Source organism: Variovorax sp. AC103 (genome assembly GCF_979254005.1).
Window position 1 is genome coordinate 127,649 of record NZ_CEEDFC010000017.1, and the last position, 18,394, is coordinate 146,042.

An 18,394-nucleotide genomic window follows, 5' to 3' on the forward strand; every position below is an offset into this window, starting at 1 on the left:
TGAAAGGAGCTTTCACACATGAACCGCAATCTCACCTCCACACCCCTGGGCAACAACCTCCTGCTTCGCACCGACTCCTACAAGGTGTCGCACTGGATGCAGTACCCCCCCGGCACGCAGACGGTGTACAGCTACATCGAGTCGCGCGGCGGCATCTTCAGCCACTCGCTGTTCTTCGGACTGCAGGCCTACCTGCGCGAGTACCTGCAGACGCCGGTGACGCTCGAAGACGTCGAAGAGGCCGCGGCCCTGATGGCGGTGCACGGCGAGCCCTTCAACCGCGAAGGCTGGCTGCGGCTGATCGAAAAGCACGGCGGGCTGATGCCGGTGCGCATCCGCGCGGTGCCCGAGGGCAGCGTGACGCCGGTGCACAACGTGCTCGCGACCATCGAGAACACCGACCCCGAGTTCTTCTGGGTCACGAGCTTCCTGGAGACCGAGCTGCTGCGCGCCATCTGGTACCCGACCACGGTGGCCACGCTGTCGGCCGCGGCACGCACCACGCTGCTGCGCTATCTGGAAGCGACCTGCGACGACCCGCAAGGGCAGATCGCGTTCAGGCTGCACGACTTCGGCGCGCGCGGTGTGTCGAGCCTGGAATCGGCAGCGCTCGGCGGCATGGCCCACCTGGTCAACTTCATGGGCACCGACACGCTGGCCGCATTGGTCGCGGCGCGCCGCTACTACGACTGCGACGTGGCGGGCTTCTCGATTCCCGCGGCCGAGCACAGCACCATCACGGGCTGGGGCCGCGACCATGAAGCCGATGCCTACAGCAACATGATCGACCAGTTCGGCAAGCCGGGCGCCACGTTTGCGGTGGTGAGCGACAGCTACGACATCTTCAATGCCTGCGCGCGCATCTGGGGCGGCGAGCTGAAGGCGAAGGTGGTGGCCTCGGGGTCGACGCTGGTGGTGCGGCCCGACTCGGGCGACCCGGCGGAAACGACGCTGAAGGTGGCGCAGATCCTGGCCGATCGTTTCGGCACCACGACCAACGCCAAGGGTTTTCGGGTGCTGAACAACGTGCGCATCATCCAGGGCGACGGGGTGAACCTGGATTCGCTGCGGTTGTGCCTGTCGAACTTTTTCCACAACGGGTTCTCGACGGAGAACATCTCCTTCGGCATGGGCGGCGGGCTGCTGCAGCAGGTCAACCGGGACACCATGCAGTGGGCAATGAAGTGCTCGGCCATGCAGGTGAACGGCGAGTGGCGCGACGTGTACAAGTCACCGGTGGGCGACGTGAGCAAGGCGTCGAAGAAGGGGCGGCTGGCGCTGGTGCGCGGTGCGGGTGGGGTCGAGACCACGGTGCGTGAAGAGGCACTTTCGCCCGGGCAGTCCGACTTGCTGCAGACCGTGTTCGAGAACGGGCGCATCTTGGAGAACACCACATTCGAGGCCATTCGGGCAAGGGCTGCGGAAGGGGTGAATCAGTTCGTCACCTCGCGCGCGCCGCTCTGAGGCCCTCGCAGCTGTCCGGGGCGGGTGCACAGGCCGCCGGTTTGCGGCCGATCAACCACCGCCCCGCTGACAACGCTCACGTCGATGGGGTGCCTTGCGCAGCGAAATAAAGGGGGAGGCCGCAGGCCGGAGGACATTCGCGGAGCAAGGTACCCCGTCGGCGTGAGCGCACCCCGGATCAGCACGGCGTGAGTGCCACATGCCATGGCCATAATCCCCGCAACTCCCGGAATTCATGACCAAACTCCTGATCCTCAGCGTGAGCGCCGGCAACGGCCACGTGCGTGCAGCACAGGCGCTTGCCGCCACCGCCCAGACCCTTTCCCCGCCCTGCACGGCGGTCCACATCGACGCCATGGCCCACGTGGCCGGCGGCTTTCGCAAGGTGTACACGGACTGGTACATCCAGCTCGTGAACCGCGCACCCGACCTCTGGTCGTACCTGCACCAGCGCACCGACAGCACACCGCACCACGCGCCCTCGCAGCGCCTGCGCCGTGGCATCGAGCGCCTCAGCACCGGGGCGCTGGTGAAGGAAATTCGCCGCGAGCAACCCGATGCCGTCATCTGCACGCACTTCCTGCCGGCCGAACTGCTGATGCGCGAACGCAACCGCGGGCGCATCGACTACCCGGTGTGGCTGCAGATCACCGACTACGACCTGCACAACATGTGGCTGGTGCCAGGCATGACGGGCTACCTCGCGGCAACCGAGGAGGTCGCGTTTCGCCTGCGGGCGCGCGGCATTCCGGCGGACCGCATCCATGTGACGGGCATCCCGGTGATGCCCGCGTTCTCCGAGCCCGAGGTGCCGGCACTGGCGCGCAACGCCTGCGTGGCGGAACTCGGCCTCGACCCCGCTCGGCCGGTGCTGCTGATGGCCTCGGGCGGCGCGGGCGTGGGCGACCTGGCCAGCATGGTCGAACGTGTGCTCGGCCTGGGCAGCGACGGCAACTTCCAGGTGATCGCGGTGGCGGGCCGCAACGTGGAGACCCACGGCAAGCTCGAAGCGCTGGCCCGGCGCTACCCGGGCCGCGTGGTGGCCATCGGCTTCACCAACGAGATGCACAAGCTCATGGCCGCAGCAGACGTGGTCGTGACCAAGCCCGGCGGGCTCACGGTGTCGGAATGCCTGGCACTGGGCAAGCCGATGCTGCTGATCTCGCCCATTCCAGGGCAGGAAGAACACAACGCCGGCTTCCTGATGGAAGAAGGCGCGGCCTGGCTCGCCTATGACGCCATCGGCCTGGACTACAAGGTCGCGCGGCTGATGTACGACCCGGCCAAGCTCGCGGCCATGGCCGCGCGCAGCCGCGCGCTGCGCAAGCCGCAGGCCGCGCGCGCGGTGCTGCAGCATGTGCTGGGCGCCACGACGGGAACCGCAGCATGAACGGCACCGTCGAAAAGACCGGCGTCGGCCGCACGCTCGGCTATCTCGCCTGGGTGGTCGTCATGGCCTTCTTCTTCGCCAACGCCGAGATCCAGATCGAAGGCGGCGCGGGCTGGGCCACCTCGCTGCCGACCTGGCGCATCGAGAACAGCATCTGGCTCGACCTGTTCTGGGGCGGCCGCGCCATGACGGGCTACCACGCGTGGGTGTTCACCTTCATGGCGCTGGTGTTCTTTTCGCCATTGGCCTTCAACGGCCGCTGGACGTGGCGCAACGTGGGGCTGGCGGTGGCGGGCCTCATCGTGTTCTGGGTCTGCGAAGACTTCCTGTGGTTCCTCATCAACCCGGCCTTCGGCTGGGCGCGCTTCAACCCGGTCGATGCGTTCTGGCACAAGCACTGGCTGTGGGGCGCGCCGGTCGACTACTGGGGCGGGCTCGCGGTGGCGCTGGTGATATTGGCCGTGCGGCACTGGCGGCGCAAGCCATGAGCAAGGCACGCAAGCCGGACGACACCCACGCCGTCACCCCGCGCCCCGGCCACTGGGCCGACGCACTGGACGAACTGCAGGTCGAGAACCTGCACCGCATCACGCCCACGCTGTACCGCAGCGCGCAGCCGCGGCGCGCCGACATGGCGGCGCTGCAGCAGCTCGGCATTCGCACCGTGGTGAGCCTGCGTTCGTTCAACGACGACAAGAAGGTGTTCACCGGTTCCGGCATCCGCCTGGTGCGCGTGCCGATCAACACCTGGTCCATCGACGACGCCAAGGTGCTGCGCGCGCTCACGGCCATTCGCGAGGCGCAGAAGCACGGCCCGGTGCTCATCCACTGCATGCACGGCGCCGACCGCACCGGCGTGGTGGCGGCGGTGTACCGCATGGCGGTGCAGGACTGGGACAAGGAGAGCGCACGCCACGAGATGCTGCGCGGCGGCTACGGCTACCACACGCTGTGGCGCAACATTCCGCGCTACATCGAGCGGCTCGACCCCGTCAAGATGCGCCACGCGCTGGCCCATGCCCCGGTGGTTCCCGTGGTGTCCTGAAGGCGCCTGCGGTTTTCGCACCCCGCTCCTATACTGGCCGCCCCGTGGCCACAGGCCATCTTCGAACCCCTGCAAAGGCTTCCTCCATGGCACTGCAAATCCGCTCCCTCGTTCGCGCCAACGGCGAACTCGAACTCTCGCTGCACGACGACCCCATTCCCGAACCGCAGGCCCACGAAGTGGTGATCCGCGTGGAGGCGTCGCCGCTGAATCCGTCCGACCTGGGCCTGTTGTTCGGCGCGGCCGACATGGGCACCGCCAAGGCCTCGGGCACGCCCGATCGCCCGGTCGTGACCGCCACCGTGCCCGAACGCGCCCGGCCCGCCATGGCCGCGCGGCTCGACGAGTCGATGCCCGTGGGCAACGAGGGCGCGGGCGTGGTGGTCAAGGCCGGTGCGTCGCCGGCCGCGCAGGCGCTGCTGGGCAAGACAGTGGCGGCCATCGGCGGCGCGATGTACTCGCAGTACCGCTGCCTCGCCGCCGCGCAATGCATGGTGTTGCCCGAGGGCACGACGCCGGCCGAAGGCGCGTCGTGCTTCGTCAACCCGCTCACGTCGCTGAGCATGGTGGAGACGATGCGCATGGAGGGCCACAAGGCGCTGGTGCACACGGCGGCCGCGTCCAACCTGGGGCAGATGCTCAACAAGATTTGCCAGAAGGACGGCATCGCGCTGGTGAACATCGTGCGCAAGCAGGAGCAGGAAGACCTGCTGCGCGGGCTGGGCGCGAAGTACGTGTGCAACGCGAGCTCGCCCACGTTCCTTGAAGACCTGACGCAGGCGCTGGTAGAGACCGGCGCAACCCTGGCCTTCGATGCGACCGGCGGCGGCAAGCTGGCGGGGCAGATCCTCGGCTGCATGGAAGCGGCGCTGAACCGCACCGCCAAGGAATACAGCCGCTACGGCTCGGCCACGCACAAGCAGGTGTACATCTACGGCGGCCTCGACCGCAGCCCGACGGAGTTCGTGCGCAACTTCGGCATGGCGTGGGGCATGGGCGGGTGGTTGCTGTTCCCGTTCCTCGGCAAGCTCGGCGATGAAGGCACGCAACGCTTGAAGGCGCGCGTCGTGGCTGAATTGAAGACGACGTTCGCGAGCAAGTACACGCGCGAGGTGTCGCTGGTGGAGATGCTGCAGCTCGACGCGATCGGGGTGTATGGCAAGCAGGCGACGGGGGAGAAGTTCCTGCTGAATCCGAACAAGGGCATTGCGGCCTGAATTCCTTCTTCGGTCTTTGAAGAGGCTCCCGGCAGGCGGCACGGCACGACACCGCAGGCCGTCTGCCCTCGCCCCAACCCTCTCCCGCCAGCGGGAGAGGGAGCAAGACAGGGAGCGGGCTCCACCGCCGCTCCCCTTACAAACTACACCACCAGCCGATACCCCACCGCCGTCTCCGTCAACAAATGCCGCGGCTGCGCCGGGTCTGCTTCGAGCTTCTGCCGCAGATGCCCCATGTAGATCCGCAGGTAGTGGCTCTGGTCCGTGTGCGACGGCCCCCACACCTCGCGCAGCAGCTGGCGCTGCGTGAGCACGCGGCCTGCGTTGGCGACCAGCACCGACAGCAGGCGGTACTCGGTGGGCGTCAGGTGCACCTCCTCGCCCGAACGCCGCACGAGGCGCGCCGCGCGATCGAGTTCGATCTCGCCGAAACGGAACAGCGCCTCGGGCGGCTCTTCGCTGCCGCCGCCTGCGGCACGCGGGCGCCGCAGGTTGGCCCGCACGCGCGCCAGCAGCTCGCCGGTGCCGAAAGGCTTGGTGAGGTAGTCGTCGGCGCCCGCGTCGAGCGCGGCGATCTTGTCGGCCTCGTCGGTGCGGGCCGAGAGCACGATGATCGGCACGGCCGACCAGCCGCGCACATCGCGGATCAGCGACACGCCGTCGCCGTCCGGCAGGCCGAGGTCCAGCACCAGCAGGTCGGGCTGGCGCGTGCCGGCCGCGGCCAGGCCGTCGCGCAGCGTGCCGGCCTCGTGCACCACCCAGCCTTCGGCTTCGAGCGCACCGCGCACGAACCGGCGGATCTGCGGCTCGTCTTCGATCACGATGGCGGTGGGCGATGGCATGGGGCTGGGTTCAGAGTTGCGCTTCGGCCGACTCGGGCGGCTCGCGGCGGGGCAAGGTGACCGTGAATTCTGCACCGCCGCCGAGCGCGTTGCCGGCGGTGATGTCGCCGCCATGTGCGCTCACCACCGCCTTGCAGATCGCCAGGCCCAGGCCCACGCCGGGCGTGGCGGACTCGGCCTCGCCGCGCGTGAACTTGTCGAACAGCTTCTGTTCATGTCCGAGCAACGCGGCCGGCAATCCGGGCCCATGGTCGCGCACCGTCAGCACCAGCGTGCCCGGCTCGGCCCGCGCACCGACCACGATGGGCGCAGCGCCGTACTTGGTGGCGTTCTCCAGCAGGTTGACCAGCACGCGCTCGATCAGCACCGCATCGAACTCGACCAGCGGCAGTTCGGGGTCGAGCGCGGTCTGCACGACGATGCTGCCGAGCGAGGTGCGCGCCGCGCGAATGGCCGAGCCCACCACCTCTTCCACCGACTGCCAGTCGCGCCGCAGGTTCACCGCGCCGCCCGCAATGCCGCTTTCGAGCCGCGCCATGTCGAGCAGGTTGTTCACCAGCGCATGCAGTTCGTGCGCCTGCGCGACGATGGCGCGTGCGGCGTTGCCGTGCTCCTCGGGCGGCAGGGTCTGCAGCGATTCGGCCAGGGCGATGAGCGCGGTGAGCGGCGTGCGCACGTCGTGCGAGATGGCGCCGAGCAACGCGTTGCGCAGGCGCTCCGACTCCATCTCGACCACCGCCTGCTGCGCCACCTCGACGTAGTGCACGCGCTCCAGCGCGATGGCGATCTGCCGTGCCAGCGTGTCGAGCTGCTGCGCCTGTTCGGGAATGAGCAGCCAGCGCGGTTGCGCGGGCGACAGCGCGAGCACGCCGCGCACGCGCATCGGCGCCTGCAGCGGCACGTAGTGCCAGGGCTGCGCGGCCAGCGTGGCGGTCGCGAGGCCGGCGGGCTGGCCGTGGCGGAAGGCCCAGTCGGCCACCTGCGGGTCGAAACCCTGCGGCGGCTCGGTGGGCAGCAGCAACTGGTCGGCCGCGTCGGTCACCAGCACCAGCGCATGCCCGCCGAAGTGGCCTTGCACCGCGGCGCCGCCGAGCGCGACCACCTGCGAGCTTTCAAGCGCGGCGGAGAGCTCGCGCGTGAGCTCGAACAGCGAGCGCGCGCGCCGCTCGCGGCTGGTCGACACGCCCGCCGCGAAACGCAGGCCCGCCGTGAGCTGGCCCACCAGCAGGCCGACGCCCAGCATGATCGCGAAGGTCAGCACGTACTGCACGTCGCTGACGGCGAAGGACATGCGCGGCGGCACGAAGAAATAGTCGAAGGCCGCCACGTTGAGCAGCGCGGCCAGGGCCGCCGGCCCGCGCCCGAAGCGCATGGCCACGCCCACCACGCCGAGCAGGAACAGCATGACGATGTTCGACAGCTCCAGCACGCCGGCCAGCGGCGTGCAGACCAGCGTGAGCGCGATGCTGGTGGCGGCGGCCCATGCGTAGGCGGGCCAGTGGGTCGGCGCCTTCTCGTGGTCGTCGCTGTCGATGCGCGCGCCCTCCAGGGGTGCGCGCGACAGCCGGCGCGAGCTGTCGACCCGCGCGACTTCCATGATGTCGAGCGCGGGTGCGTGCTTCGCGATCGCGCCCGACAAGGGTTGCGCCGCCGTGGGCCACCAGCGCCGCCAGCCCGTGGCCGGCTCGGAGCGGCCCAGCACCAGCGTCGCGCAGTTGAGCCGGCGCGCCTGTTCGGCCAGCTGCTCCGCGACGTCGGCGCCGGTGAGCACGGCGGTGGCCGCGCCCAGCTCTTCCGCCAGCTTGAGCACGGCCAGGATGCGGTCGCGCTCCGCCGCGGCCAGCCGCTGCAACCGGGGCGTCTCGACGTACGCGGCATGCCAGCGCACGTTGAGCTGGCCCGCCAGCCGCGCCGCAGTGCGCACCGTTTGCGCGGCCCCTTCGTGCGGACCGACGCAGGCCAGGATCGCGCCCGATGTGTTCCAGGCCTGCAAGCTGCTGCCCTTGCCGTTCCCGCTGCCTCCGGCACCCGACTGCTCCACGCGCCAGCCGCGCACATCGTCTTCCACATGCTCGGCCGTGCGGCGCAGCGCGATCTCGCGCAACGCGATGAGGTTGCCCTTGCGGAAGAAGTTCTGCGCGGCGCGCTCGGCCTGCTGCGGCAGGTACACCTTGCCGGCCGCGAGCCGCGCCGTGAGTTCGTCGGGCGTGACGTCGACCAGCACCACCTCGTCGGCCTCGTCGAGCACGGTGTCCGGCACGGTCTCGTGCACGCGCACGCCGGTGATGGCGCCGACCGTGCCGTTCAGGCTCTCCAGGTGCTGCACGTTCAGGGCCGACCACACCTCGATGCCGGCGGCCAGCAGCTCCTGCACGTCCTGCCAGCGCTTGGCATGGCGCGAGCCGGGCGCATTGGTGTGGGCCAGCTCGTCGACCAGCAGCACGGCGGGCTTGCGGGCCAGCGCGGCGTCCAGGTCGAACTCGGCCAGGGTGCGGCCGCGGTAGGCCAGCTCGCGCAGCGGCAGGGCGTCGAGCCCCGTGAGCAGCGCGGCGGTTTCGCTGCGGCCGTGGGTCTCGATCACGCCGATCAGCACGTCGCGCCCGGCCGTGCGCTCGCGCTGCGCGGCGCTCAGCATGGCCCAGGTCTTTCCCACGCCGGCACTGGCGCCGAAATAGATGCGCAGCTTGCCGCGCTGCGCGCGCGCCTCGTTGTTGCGCAGTTGCGCAATCAGGGCGTCGGGGTCGGGGCGGTCGTCGTGCATGGGTGGCGCGCAGGTTATCGCATCGGACGGTCCTTGCGGCGGCCGGCATGGCGCCGCGCGGTGCGCGAGAGCACCCACCAGGCAAAGGCCAGCGGCACGAACAGCGCCGCCAGGGCCAGCAAGGCCAGCAGCAGGTCAGTGACCATGGCGCAGGCCGCAGCGCGCGAGGTGCTCGCGCCAGCTCACGAGCCGGCCGATCTCGCCGGAGGGCACGCACTCGATCAGGCGGTGCAGCACGTCGGCATAGCGCGCGAGCGGCAGGCGGATCATCAGGCGCACGCAGGGCGCATCGCTTTCCTGCGAGCAGCAGCCGTGCAGCAGAGGCTCGCAGCGCACCACGCCCGCGTCGGGACAGCCGGCGATGCTGCGGCGCACGCGCAGGGCGTCGGCGCAGCAGACGGTCACGTCGAGCACGTAGAACGGGCTAGGGTGGGTGCTCATGGGTGCGTGCGATCGGGGCACGCCAGGGTGTTCTCGGTAAGCGGCATAGGCCATTTCTTGTTTCTCCTCAACGCGGGGCCGAAGGACGGGAAGACGCATCGAGCGCCAGGTTCAGCGCCAGCACGTTGACGCGCGACTCGCCCAGGAAGCCCCACAGCGGGCCCTGCGTGTTGTTCGCGATCAGCGCATTGACCTGATCGACCGGCACGCCGCGCACCCGCGCCACGCGCGCCGCCTGGTACTTCGCGGCGGCCGGGCTGATGTCGGGATCGAGCCCGCTGCCCGAGGTGGTGACCAGGTCGACCGGCACCGGCGCGGTGTTGCCCGGATCGGCGGCGCGCAGCGCCTCGACGCGCCCCTTGACCGCATCGGTCAGCGCCGGGTTCAGCGGGCCCTGGTTGGAGCCGCCCGAGGCGCTGGCGTTGTAGGGCTGCGGCGCGGTGGCCGATGGGCGGCCCCAGAAGTGCTTCGGGTCGCTGAAGTTCTGCCCGATGAGCTTGGAGCCCACGGTGGTGCCGTCGAGCACCACCAGGCTGCCGTCGGCCTGCGCGGGGAACACCGCTTTCGCGGCGCCGGTGACGGCCATCGGGTAGATCAGGCCGGTGAGTGCGCTCATCAGCACGAAGAGCACGAGCGCGGGGCGAACGATATTGCCGTTGTTGTTCATGACGAAGAACTCCTCAGACCAGGTGGACTGCAACGAGCAGCCAGTCGATCAGCTTGATGCCGATGAAGGGAACCAGCAGGCCGCCCAGGCCGTAGATGGCCAGGTTGCGGCGCAGCAGCGCGGCGGCGCCCACGGGCCGGTAGCGCACGCCCTTGAGTGCCAGCGGAATCAGGAACACGATGACCAGCGCGTTGAAGATCACCGCGCTCAGGATGGCCGACGACGGGCTCGCCAGGCGCATCACGTTCAGCGCGCCCAGCTGCGGATAGGTCGACACGAAGATCGCGGGAATGATCGCGAAGTACTTCGCCACGTCGTTCGCAATGGAGAAGGTGGTGAGCGAGCCGCGCGTCATCAGCAGCGCCTTGCCGGTTTCCACCACCTCGAGCAGCTTGGTCGGGTTGGAGTCCAGGTCGACCATGTTGCCGGCTTCCTTGGCTGCCTGTGTGCCGCTGCCCATGGCCACGGCCACGTCGGCCTGCGCGAGCGCGGGAGCGTCGTTGGTGCCGTCGCCGGTCATGGCCACCAGGCGGCCTTCGGCCTGGTACTGGCGGATGAGCGCCAGCTTGTCCTCGGGCGTGGCCTCGGCCAGGAAGTCGTCCACGCCGGCCTCGGCGGCGATGGCGGCGGCCGTGAGCTTGTTGTCGCCGGTGATCATCACCGTCTTGATGCCCATGCGGCGCAGCTCGGCGAAGCGCTCCTTGATGTCGGTCTTGACGATGTCCTTGAGCTCGACCACGCCGAGCACGCGGGTGCCTTCGGCCACGGCCAGCGGCGTGCTGCCGCGGCGCGAGGCTTCCTCGGCGGCGCGCAGCACCTCGGGCGCCATGGAGCCGCCGAGGGCCTCGACGTAGCGGCGCACGGCCTCCACGGCGCCCTTGCGCAGCAGCACGTCGTCGGTGTCCAGGCTGTTCGGTGCGGCCGGCAGGTCGACACCGCTCATGCGGGTCTGCGCGGTGAAGGGCACGAAGCGCGCGCCTTCCACGGCGTTGGCCTCCAGCCCGTCGCGGCGGGCCAGCTCCACGATGCTGCGGCCTTCGGGCGTCTCGTCGGCCAGCGAGGCGAGCATCGCGGCGCGTGCCAGCCGGGCCTTGGTGATGCCGGGTGCGGGCAGGAACGAGGTGGCCTGGCGGTTGCCGTGCGTGATGGTGCCGGTCTTGTCCAGCAGCAGCACGTCGACGTCGCCGGCGGCTTCCACCGCGCGGCCCGAGGTGGCGATCACGTTGGCCTGCATCATGCGGCTCATGCCGGCCACGCCCACGGCCGACAGCAGCCCGCCGATGGTGGTCGGGATCAGGCACACCAGCAGCGCGACCAGCGCGGTGAGCGACACCACGGTGCCCGCACCGGCGGCCTCCACGCTGAACACCGAGAACGGCAGCAGCGTGACGGTGACCATCAGGAACACCAGCGTCAGCGCCACCAGCAGGATGGTGAGCGCGATCTCGTTGGGCGTCTTCTGGCGCTTGGCGGCCTCGACCATGCCGATCATGCGGTCGAGGAAGGACTCGCCCGGGTTCACCGATACGCGCACCACCAGCCAGTCGGACAGCACGCGGGTGCCGCCGGTCACGGCCGAGAAGTCGCCGCCCGATTCGCGCACCACGGGGGCCGATTCGCCGGTGATGGCGCTTTCGTCGACCGAGGCCACGCCTTCGATGACTTCGCCGTCGAGCGGCACCACGTCGCCAGTCTCGACCAGCACGATGTCGCCCTTGCGCAGGTTGGGCGCCTGTTCAGGCAGCCACTGCGCGCCATGGTGCGGCTCGGTCAGCTTCTTGGCCCAGGTGTCCTTGCGCAGGCCGCGCAGCGAGGCGGCCTGCGCCTTGCTGCGGCCTTCGGCCAGGGCTTCGGCGAAGTTCGCGAACAGCACGGTGAACCACAGCCACACGGTGATGGCCAGCACGAAGGCGGGCTTCATGCCGGTGTCGCCCGGGAAGCTCAGCGCGTGAATCCAGAGCAGCGTCGTGAGGATGCTCCCGATGTAGACGATGAACATCACCGGGTTGCGCCACTGCGTGCGCGGATTGAGCTTGGCGAAGGCGCCCCACAGGGCGGGCTTGACCAGCGCTGCGTCGAACAGCGAGAGAGATGTCTTGGTAGTAGCGGTCATGGTGGGCTCCTTCTTATTTCCAGAGCACCAGGTGTTCGACGATCGGGCCCAGGGCCAGCGCCGGCACATAGTTGAGCAAACCGACCAGCAGCACCGTGCCGATCAGCAACGAGACGAACAGCGGGCCGTGCGTGGGCAGCGTGCCGCCGGTGACGGGCAGGCGCTTCTTGGCCGCGAGCGAGCCGGCAATGGCGAGCACCGGCACGATCATCGCGAAGCGGCCGAGCCACATGGCCAGCGCGAGCAGGCCGTTGTAGAAGGGCGTGTTGGCCGACAGGCCCGCGAAGGCGCTGCCGTTGTTGTTGGCGGCGGAAGTCAGCGCGTACAGGATCTCGGAGAACCCGTGCGCACCGGGGTTCGCGATGCCGGCCTTGCCGGCGCCCGCGACCACCGCCACCGCCGTGCCCGCCAGCACCAGGATGGGCGTGACCAGGATGGCGATGGAGATGAGCTTCATCTCGCGCACCTCGATCTTCTTGCCGAGGTACTCGGGCGTGCGGCCGATCATCAGGCCGGCGATGAACACCGCCAGCATCGCGAAGATCAGCATGCCGTACAGGCCCGAGCCCACGCCGCCGAACACCACCTCGCCGAGTTGCATCAGCACGATGGGCACCATGCCGCCCAGCGGCGTGAGCGAATCGTGCATCACGTTCACCGCACCGCACGAAGCGGCGGTGGTGATGGCGGCGAAGAGGGCCGAGGCATCGATGCCGAAGCGCACTTCCTTGCCCTCCATGTTGCCGCCGCTCTGCAGCGCACTCGACACCTGGTCGACACCCAGCGACGCGAGCAGCGGGTTGCCGGCCTGCTCGGCGGGCGTGATGACCATCACGGCGATGACGAACATGACCGTCATCGCGGCGAGCACGGCCCAGCCCTGGCGCATGTCGCCCACCACGCGGCCGAAGGTGAAGCACAGCGCGGCCGGGATCAGGAAGATCGCGATCATCTGCAGCAGGTTCACCAGCGCGTTCGGGTTCTCGTAGGGGTGCGCCGAGTTGGCGTTGAAGAAGCCGCCACCGTTGGTGCCGAGCATCTTGATGGCTTCCTGCGAAGCGACCGGGCCCATGGCCAGGGTCTGCGTGGCGGTGGTGGCGTCTTCCATCACCGGCTGGCCCTTGTCGTCCTTCAGCGGCTGGCCGTCGGGGCCGTTCTTCGGTTGCTGGAAGGCCGTGGTCTCCAGCGTGTTCACCGTCTTGTAGGCGTCGAAGTTCTGAATGACGCCCTGGCCCGCGAAGACCATGGCGATGACGAACGAGATCGGCAGCAGCACCCACAGCGTGATGCGCGTGATGTCGGCCCAGAAGTTGCCCACCAGGCCCTTGCCGTCACCCCTGCGCGCGAAGCCGCGCACCAGCGCGAAAGCCACCGCGATGCCGGTCGCGGCGGACATGAAGTTCTGCACCGTGAGCCCGAGCATCTGCGTGAGATAGCTCATGGTGGACTCGCCGGCGTAACCCTGCCAGTTGGTGTTGCTCACGAAGCTCACCGCGGTGTTGAAGGCCGAGTCGGGCGACACGGCGGTCATGCCCGCGGGGTTCAGCGGCAGCCAGCCCTGCAGGCGTTGCAGCGCATACAGGAAGATCGCGCCGATGGCGTTGAAGGCCAGCAGCGCGAGCGCGTAGCGCAGCCAGTGCATCGACTGCTCGGGCTTCGTGCCCGCGAGCTTGTAGAGCGGCGCCTCGACGCGCTGCATCCAGCGCGGCAGGCGCTCGTTGCACATCGCGGCAAGGAATTTGCCGACGGGCCAGGCGAGCACGCCCAGCACCGCGAGAAAGAGGGCCAGCAGGCCCCAGGCGGAGGCGGTCATGTCAGAACTCCTCCGCGCAGATCAGCGCGAATACGAGGTAGGCGAAGAGGATCACGGCGATCAGGGCGCCGAAGCCGTACAGGACTTCGAGGCTGATCACGATGCGGCTCCGTCAACGGCATTCGACGCCTTCGATGGGTTCTTCGGTGCGTCGAGCTTGTTCAGCCCGACCACCATGGCCCCCACCACGGCCCACAGCGCCAGCAAGGCGCCCATCCAGACGATGTCCATTCAATTGCTCCTGGAGCGAAACACAAGGCCTTCAGTCTCGGGATCGGTGCGTAAAAACGGGGAACAGAGTCGGCGGGGCCGCATAAAGAAAGCGTAAAAACGCGCCCGCCGCCGCCGCGCGGCGTATAGCCCGCTCCTATCGGGGTCATTGCCCTGTCTTGCTCGACACCGCTGTCGGCGTCATTTAATAATCAAAGCACTTACTTTTATAAATGACGGACCGATCATGAAGACACATTCAAGGGCCTGGCTCGGCGCCGGCCTCGCGGTGGTGGTGCTGGGGGGTGCCGGCTACGGGCTCGTCGCAAAGCGCCAGCCCGCGCATGCGCAGGGCGCCGGCATGCCGCCGGCCAAGGTGGCGGTGGCCATCGCGAAGAAGACCGAGGTGGCACGCTTCCTCGACGGCATCGGCACGCTGGAGGCCCACCGGCAGGTCGAGGTGCCGGCCGAGGTGGAGGGGCGGGTGTCGAAGATCCTCTTCACGCCCGGCGGCGAGGTGCGTGCCGGGCAGTTGCTGGTGCAGCTGAACGACGCGCCCGAGCAGGGCGACCTGGAGCGCCTGGCGGCCCAGCGCGCCAACGCCCGCGCCCTGCTCGAGCGCACGCGCCGCCTGCTGCCGCAGCAGGCCGCCACGCAGGAACAGCTCGAACAGGCACAGGCCGCCTTCGAACAGGCCGGCGGCGACCTGAAGCGCGCGCAGGCGATGCGCGAGCAGAAGCAGATCAACGCGCCGTTCGACGGCGTGCTGGGCATCCGCCGCGTCAACCTCGGGCAGTTCGTGCGCGCCGGCGACGCGCTGGTGTCGCTCACCGACGCGCGCACGCTGTTCGCCAACCTCACGCTGCCCGAGAGCGCCCTGCCCGTGCTCCAGCGCAACCAGCAGGTGGCGCTCTCGGTCGATGCCTATCCGGGCCGCGTGTTCCAGGGGCGCCTCAGCACCATCGAGCCGCAGATCGGCACCGACACGCGCACCGTGCGCCTGCAGGCCACCGTCGACAACAGCGATGGCGCCCTCGCGCCGGGCATGTTCGTCAACGGCAAGGTGGCTCTGCCTGCGCGCGCCGACGCCATCACCGTGCCCGAAACGGCGCTGACCTACAGCACGCACGGCGACTCGGTGTTCGTGGTGCGCGCCGCCGACAAGGGCGACGGCTTCACCGCCCAGCAGGTGTTCGTGAAGGCCGGCGACCGGCAGGACGGCCGGGTCGTCATCGAGAAAGGCCTGATGCCCGGCGACAAGGTCGTCACCTCCGGCCAGCTGCGGCTGTACAGCGGCGCGGCCGTCGCGCCGGGCGAGCAGGACACGCTGGCCCTGCAGGAGCCCAGGCCATGAAGTTCACCGACCTGTTCGTGCGCCGGCCTGTGCTGGCGCTGGTGGTGAGCACGCTCATCCTGCTGCTGGGCGCCCGCGCGCTGGGCGACCTGCCGGTGCGGCAGTACCCGCTCACCGAAAGCACGACGCTCACCATCACCACGCAGTACCCCGGCGCCTCGCCGGAGCTGATGCAGGGCTTCGTCACGCAGCCCCTCGCGCAGGCGGTGGCGACCATCGAGAACGTCGACTACCTCTCGTCTTCGTCCACGCTGGGCCGCAGCGTGATCAGCGTGCGCATGAAGCTCAACGCCGACGCCAACCAGGCGCTCACGCAGGCGATGGCGCAGGTCAGCCAGGTGAAGTACCGCCTGCCGGCCGAGGCCTTCGACCCGGTCATCCTGAAGTCGTCGGGCGAGGCCACGGCCGTGGCCTACGTGGGCTTCTCGAGCAAGACCATGCCGATGCCCGCGCTCACCGACTACCTCTCGCGCGTGGTGCAGCCGCAGTTTGCGTCCATCACGGGCGTCTCGGGCGTGGAGGTGTCGGGCGGGCAGACGCTGGCGATGCGCGTGTGGCTGGACCCCCACCGCATGGCCGCGCGCGGCATCTCGGCCGGCGAGCTGGCCGACGCGCTGCGCCAGAACAACGTGCAGGCCGCGCCGGGCCAGGTGAAGGGGCTGTACGTGGTGTCGAACATCCGCGTGAACACCGACCTGGTGAACGTGGCCGAGTTCCGCGACATGGTGGTCAAGCGCGACGGTGACGCCCTGGTGCGCCTGGGCGACGTGGCCACGGTGGAGCTGGGCGCCGCAAGCGCCGACAGCAGCGCCACCATGGACGGCGTGCCCGCCATCTACCTCGGCCTGCAGGCCGCGCCCAACGGTAACCCGCTGGTGATCGTGAAGCGCATCCGCGACCTGCTGCCGGCCATCAAGCAGAACCTGCCGCCGGGCGTGGAGGTGCAGCTGCCCTTCGAGCTCGCGCGCTTCATCGAGGCGTCGATCGACGAGGTGCAGCAAACGCTGCTCGAAGCCATTGCCATCGTGGTGCTGGTGATCTTCCTGTGCCTGGGCTCGGTGCGCGCGGTGCTGATTCCGGTGGTGACCATTCCGCTGTCGATGCTGGGTGCCGCCGCGCTGATGCAGCTGTTCGGCTTCAGCATCAACCTGCTCACGCTGCTGGCGATGGTGCTGGCCATCGGGCTGGTGGTGGACGACGCCATCGTGGTGGTGGAGAACGTGCACCGCCACATCGAGGAAGGCAAGTCGCGCGTGCAGGCCGCCCTGATCGGCGCGCGCGAGGTGGCCGGCCCGGTGATCGCGATGACGCTCACGCTGGCCGCGGTGTACGCGCCCATCGGCCTCATGGGCGGGCTCACGGGCTCGCTCTTCAAGGAGTTCGCCTTCACGCTGGCCGGCGCGGTGGTGGTGTCCGGCGTGATCGCGCTCACGCTGTCGCCGGTGATGAGTTCGTTCCTGCTGCCGCGGGACACCGCCGGCAGCCGCGTGGCGCGCGCCGCCGAGTCGTTCTTCCACCGCCTGTCGAGCGCCTACGGCCAGCTGCTCGACGTGTCGCTGCACCACCGCTGGGTGACAGGCGCCTTCGCCGCGCTGGTGCTGGCGAGCCTGCCCTTCCTGTACAACGCCGCGCAGCGCGAGCTGGCGCCGGGTGAAGACCAGGCCATGGTGCTCACGGCCATCAAGTCGCCGCAGCACGCCAACATCGACTACGTCGAGAAGTTCGGCAAGAAGTGGGACGAGGTGTTCGCCACGCTGCCGGAGAACACCGGGCGCTGGCTCATCAACGGCTCGGATGGCGTGGCCAACAGCATCGGCGGCGTGCAGCTGTCCGACTGGAAGGACCGCCAGCGCAACGCCGACCAGATCCAGGGCGACACGCAGGCGCGCATGAACGACGTGGAAGGCAGCAGCGTGTTCGCGTTCCAGCTGCCCTCGCTGCCGGGCTCGACCGGCGGGCTGCCGGTGCAGATGGTCATTCGCAGCGCAGGCGACCACGCCAGCGTGTTCGAGGCCATGGAAACCCTGAAGAAGTCGGCGCGCGACAGCGGCAGGTTCGCCGTGGTCGACAGCGACCTGGAGTTCAACAACCCCACGCTCGAAATCCGCGTGGACCGCGCCAAGGCCAACAGCATGGGCGTGACCATGAAGGCCATCGGCGACACGCTGGCGGTGCTGGTGGGCGAGAACTACGTCAACCGCTTCGGCATGGACGGCCGCTCCTACGACGTGATTCCGCAGTCCCCGCGCGGCCAGCGCCTGACGGGCGAGGCGCTCGCGCGCTACTTCGTGAAGAGCGCGAGCGGCCAGTCAGTGCCGCTGGCCAACCTGGTGCAGCTGTCGACCAGCGTGGGCCCCAACAAGCTCACGCAGTTCAACCAGCTCAACGCGGCCACCTTCCAGGCCATCCCGATGCCGGGCGTGAGCATGGGCGACGCCGTGGCCTTCCTGAGCGAAGAGGCGAAGAAGCTGCCCGCGGGCTTCAGCTACGACTGGCAGTCGGATGCGCGGCAGTTCACGCAGGAGGGCTCGGCGCTGGTGATGGCCTTCGTGTTCGCCATCGTGGTGATCTACCTGGTGCTGGCGGCGCAGTACGAGAGCCTGCGCGACCCGCTGATCATCCTGGTCAGCGTGCCGATGTCGATCTGCGGCGCGCTGGTTCCGCTGGCGCTGGGCTTCGGCACCATCAACATCTACACGCAGATCGGGCTGGTGACGCTCATCGGGCTCATCAGCAAGCACGGCATCCTGATGGTGGAGTTCGCCAACGAGATCCAGATGCACAAGGGCTTCGACCGGCGCGCCGCCATCGAGGAGGCCGCGCGCATCCGGCTGCGCCCCATCCTGATGACCACCGCCGCGATGGTGATGGGCCTGGTGCCGCTGCTGTTCGCCAGCGGCGCCGGGGCCAACAGCCGCTTCAGCATCGGCCTGGTGATCGTGGTCGGCATGCTGGTGGGCACGCTGTTCACCCTGTTCGTGCTGCCCACCATGTACACGCTGCTGGCGCGCGACCACCGCCCGGCCAGCCGCTCGCAACGCGCGGCGGAACTCGATGCACTGGCCGAAGGCGCATGA

Annotated in this window: 16 protein-coding genes; 7 read left to right on the forward strand and 9 right to left on the reverse strand. The window is 69.3% G+C overall.

Going from position 1 to position 18,394, the window contains the following annotated elements:
- Positions 1-18: 18 nt before the first annotated feature.
- The 5 genes from AC0IYU_RS23470 (at position 19) to AC0IYU_RS23490 (ending at position 5,116) form a co-directional block, all read left to right on the forward strand.
- On the forward strand, positions 19-1,464 hold the full coding sequence (locus tag AC0IYU_RS23470) for a nicotinate phosphoribosyltransferase (protein ID WP_472121636.1): 1,446 nt from the start codon (positions 19-21) through the stop codon (positions 1,462-1,464).
- Between the two features lie 235 nt (positions 1,465-1,699).
- Positions 1,700-2,854, forward strand: coding sequence for an MGDG synthase family glycosyltransferase (locus AC0IYU_RS23475; protein WP_472121639.1), 1,155 nt, complete (start codon positions 1,700-1,702; stop codon positions 2,852-2,854).
- Positions 2,851-3,342: a hypothetical protein gene (locus AC0IYU_RS23480; protein ID WP_435488013.1), complete on the forward strand. Its 492-nt coding sequence runs from the start codon at positions 2,851-2,853 to the stop codon at positions 3,340-3,342. The genes AC0IYU_RS23475 and AC0IYU_RS23480 overlap by 4 nt, the downstream gene beginning before the upstream one ends.
- The gene (locus AC0IYU_RS23485; protein WP_472121642.1) at positions 3,339-3,899 is read left to right on the forward strand and encodes a dual specificity protein phosphatase family protein; all 561 of its coding nucleotides are present in this window, start codon (positions 3,339-3,341) and stop codon (positions 3,897-3,899) included. Before AC0IYU_RS23480 ends, AC0IYU_RS23485 begins: the two co-directional genes overlap by 4 nt.
- Positions 3,900-3,985: 86 nt before the next feature.
- Entirely contained in the window at positions 3,986-5,116 is a 1,131-nt protein-coding gene (locus tag AC0IYU_RS23490) for a zinc-binding dehydrogenase (protein ID WP_435488011.1), read from the forward strand.
- A gap of 143 nt (positions 5,117-5,259) precedes the next feature.
- On the opposite strand, the gene kdpE is transcribed toward AC0IYU_RS23490, so the two are convergent.
- The 9 genes from kdpE to AC0IYU_RS23535 all read right to left on the reverse strand — a co-directional run bounded on the left by kdpE (position 5,260) and on the right by AC0IYU_RS23535 (position 13,984).
- Entirely contained in the window at positions 5,260-5,958 is a 699-nt protein-coding gene (gene kdpE / locus AC0IYU_RS23495) for a two-component system response regulator KdpE (RefSeq protein WP_472121645.1), read from the reverse strand.
- A 10-nt stretch (positions 5,959-5,968) separates the two neighbouring features.
- The gene (locus AC0IYU_RS23500) at positions 5,969-8,719 is read right to left on the reverse strand and encodes a DUF4118 domain-containing protein (RefSeq protein ID WP_472121648.1); all 2,751 of its coding nucleotides are present in this window, start codon (positions 8,717-8,719) and stop codon (positions 5,969-5,971) included.
- 14 nt (positions 8,720-8,733) lie between these two features.
- A complete protein-coding gene (locus AC0IYU_RS23505; protein WP_472121651.1) occupies positions 8,734-8,865 on the reverse strand; it encodes a hypothetical protein in 132 nt (43 codons plus the stop codon).
- Positions 8,855-9,160 carry a hypothetical protein gene (locus tag AC0IYU_RS23510; protein WP_435488005.1) on the reverse strand — a complete coding sequence of 102 codons (306 nt, stop codon included), beginning with the start codon at positions 9,158-9,160 and terminating at the stop codon, positions 8,855-8,857. Before AC0IYU_RS23510 ends, AC0IYU_RS23505 begins: the two co-directional genes overlap by 11 nt.
- Positions 9,161-9,227: 67 nt before the next feature.
- A complete protein-coding gene (kdpC, locus tag AC0IYU_RS23515) occupies positions 9,228-9,827 on the reverse strand; it encodes a potassium-transporting ATPase subunit KdpC (RefSeq protein ID WP_435488004.1) in 600 nt (199 codons plus the stop codon).
- Positions 9,828-9,840: 13 nt separating this feature from the next.
- Complete coding sequence (gene kdpB / locus AC0IYU_RS23520) at positions 9,841-11,940, reverse strand: potassium-transporting ATPase subunit KdpB (protein WP_472121654.1); 2,100 nt, start codon at positions 11,938-11,940, stop codon at positions 9,841-9,843.
- A gap of 13 nt (positions 11,941-11,953) precedes the next feature.
- Positions 11,954-13,753 carry a potassium-transporting ATPase subunit KdpA gene (gene kdpA, locus AC0IYU_RS23525; RefSeq protein ID WP_472121657.1) on the reverse strand — a complete coding sequence of 600 codons (1,800 nt, stop codon included), beginning with the start codon at positions 13,751-13,753 and terminating at the stop codon, positions 11,954-11,956.
- Between the two features lies 1 nt (position 13,754).
- Positions 13,755-13,853: a K(+)-transporting ATPase subunit F gene (gene kdpF, locus AC0IYU_RS23530; protein ID WP_093243136.1), complete on the reverse strand. Its 99-nt coding sequence runs from the start codon at positions 13,851-13,853 to the stop codon at positions 13,755-13,757.
- Positions 13,850-13,984 carry a hypothetical protein gene (locus AC0IYU_RS23535; RefSeq protein WP_435496813.1) on the reverse strand — a complete coding sequence of 45 codons (135 nt, stop codon included), beginning with the start codon at positions 13,982-13,984 and terminating at the stop codon, positions 13,850-13,852. Before AC0IYU_RS23535 ends, kdpF begins: the two co-directional genes overlap by 4 nt.
- Before the next feature lie 226 nt (positions 13,985-14,210).
- On the opposite strand from AC0IYU_RS23535, the gene AC0IYU_RS23540 reads away from it, so the two are divergent.
- Together AC0IYU_RS23540 and AC0IYU_RS23545 are read left to right on the forward strand one after the other, a co-directional pair.
- On the forward strand, positions 14,211-15,317 hold the full coding sequence (locus AC0IYU_RS23540; protein ID WP_472121659.1) for an efflux RND transporter periplasmic adaptor subunit: 1,107 nt from the start codon (positions 14,211-14,213) through the stop codon (positions 15,315-15,317).
- The gene (locus AC0IYU_RS23545) at positions 15,314-18,394 is read left to right on the forward strand and encodes a MexW/MexI family multidrug efflux RND transporter permease subunit (RefSeq protein ID WP_472121662.1); all 3,081 of its coding nucleotides are present in this window, start codon (positions 15,314-15,316) and stop codon (positions 18,392-18,394) included. Before AC0IYU_RS23540 ends, AC0IYU_RS23545 begins: the two co-directional genes overlap by 4 nt.

Bases quoted from the DNA above. Each gene is read 5' to 3' on its own strand.
- AC0IYU_RS23470 (WP_472121636.1), top strand. From the start codon at position 19: ATGAACCGCAATCTCACCTCCACACCCCTGGGCAACAACCTCCTGCTT.
- AC0IYU_RS23475 (WP_472121639.1), top strand. From the start codon at position 1,700: ATGACCAAACTCCTGATCCTCAGCGTGAGCGCCGGCAACGGCCACGTG.
- AC0IYU_RS23480 (WP_435488013.1), top strand. From the start codon at position 2,851: ATGAACGGCACCGTCGAAAAGACCGGCGTCGGCCGCACGCTCGGCTAT.
- AC0IYU_RS23485 (WP_472121642.1), top strand. From the start codon at position 3,339: ATGAGCAAGGCACGCAAGCCGGACGACACCCACGCCGTCACCCCGCGC.
- AC0IYU_RS23490 (WP_435488011.1), top strand. From the start codon at position 3,986: ATGGCACTGCAAATCCGCTCCCTCGTTCGCGCCAACGGCGAACTCGAA.
- kdpE (WP_472121645.1), bottom strand. From the start codon at position 5,958: ATGCCATCGCCCACCGCCATCGTGATCGAAGACGAGCCGCAGATCCGC.
- AC0IYU_RS23500 (WP_472121648.1), bottom strand. From the start codon at position 8,719: ATGCACGACGACCGCCCCGACCCCGACGCCCTGATTGCGCAACTGCGC.
- AC0IYU_RS23505 (WP_472121651.1), bottom strand. From the start codon at position 8,865: ATGGTCACTGACCTGCTGCTGGCCTTGCTGGCCCTGGCGGCGCTGTTC.
- AC0IYU_RS23510 (WP_435488005.1), bottom strand. From the start codon at position 9,160: ATGAGCACCCACCCTAGCCCGTTCTACGTGCTCGACGTGACCGTCTGC.
- kdpC (WP_435488004.1), bottom strand. From the start codon at position 9,827: ATGAACAACAACGGCAATATCGTTCGCCCCGCGCTCGTGCTCTTCGTG.
- kdpB (WP_472121654.1), bottom strand. From the start codon at position 11,940: ATGACCGCTACTACCAAGACATCTCTCTCGCTGTTCGACGCAGCGCTG.
- kdpA (WP_472121657.1), bottom strand. From the start codon at position 13,753: ATGACCGCCTCCGCCTGGGGCCTGCTGGCCCTCTTTCTCGCGGTGCTG.
- AC0IYU_RS23535 (WP_435496813.1), bottom strand. From the start codon at position 13,984: ATGGACATCGTCTGGATGGGCGCCTTGCTGGCGCTGTGGGCCGTGGTG.
- AC0IYU_RS23540 (WP_472121659.1), top strand. From the start codon at position 14,211: ATGAAGACACATTCAAGGGCCTGGCTCGGCGCCGGCCTCGCGGTGGTG.
- AC0IYU_RS23545 (WP_472121662.1), top strand. From the start codon at position 15,314: ATGAAGTTCACCGACCTGTTCGTGCGCCGGCCTGTGCTGGCGCTGGTG.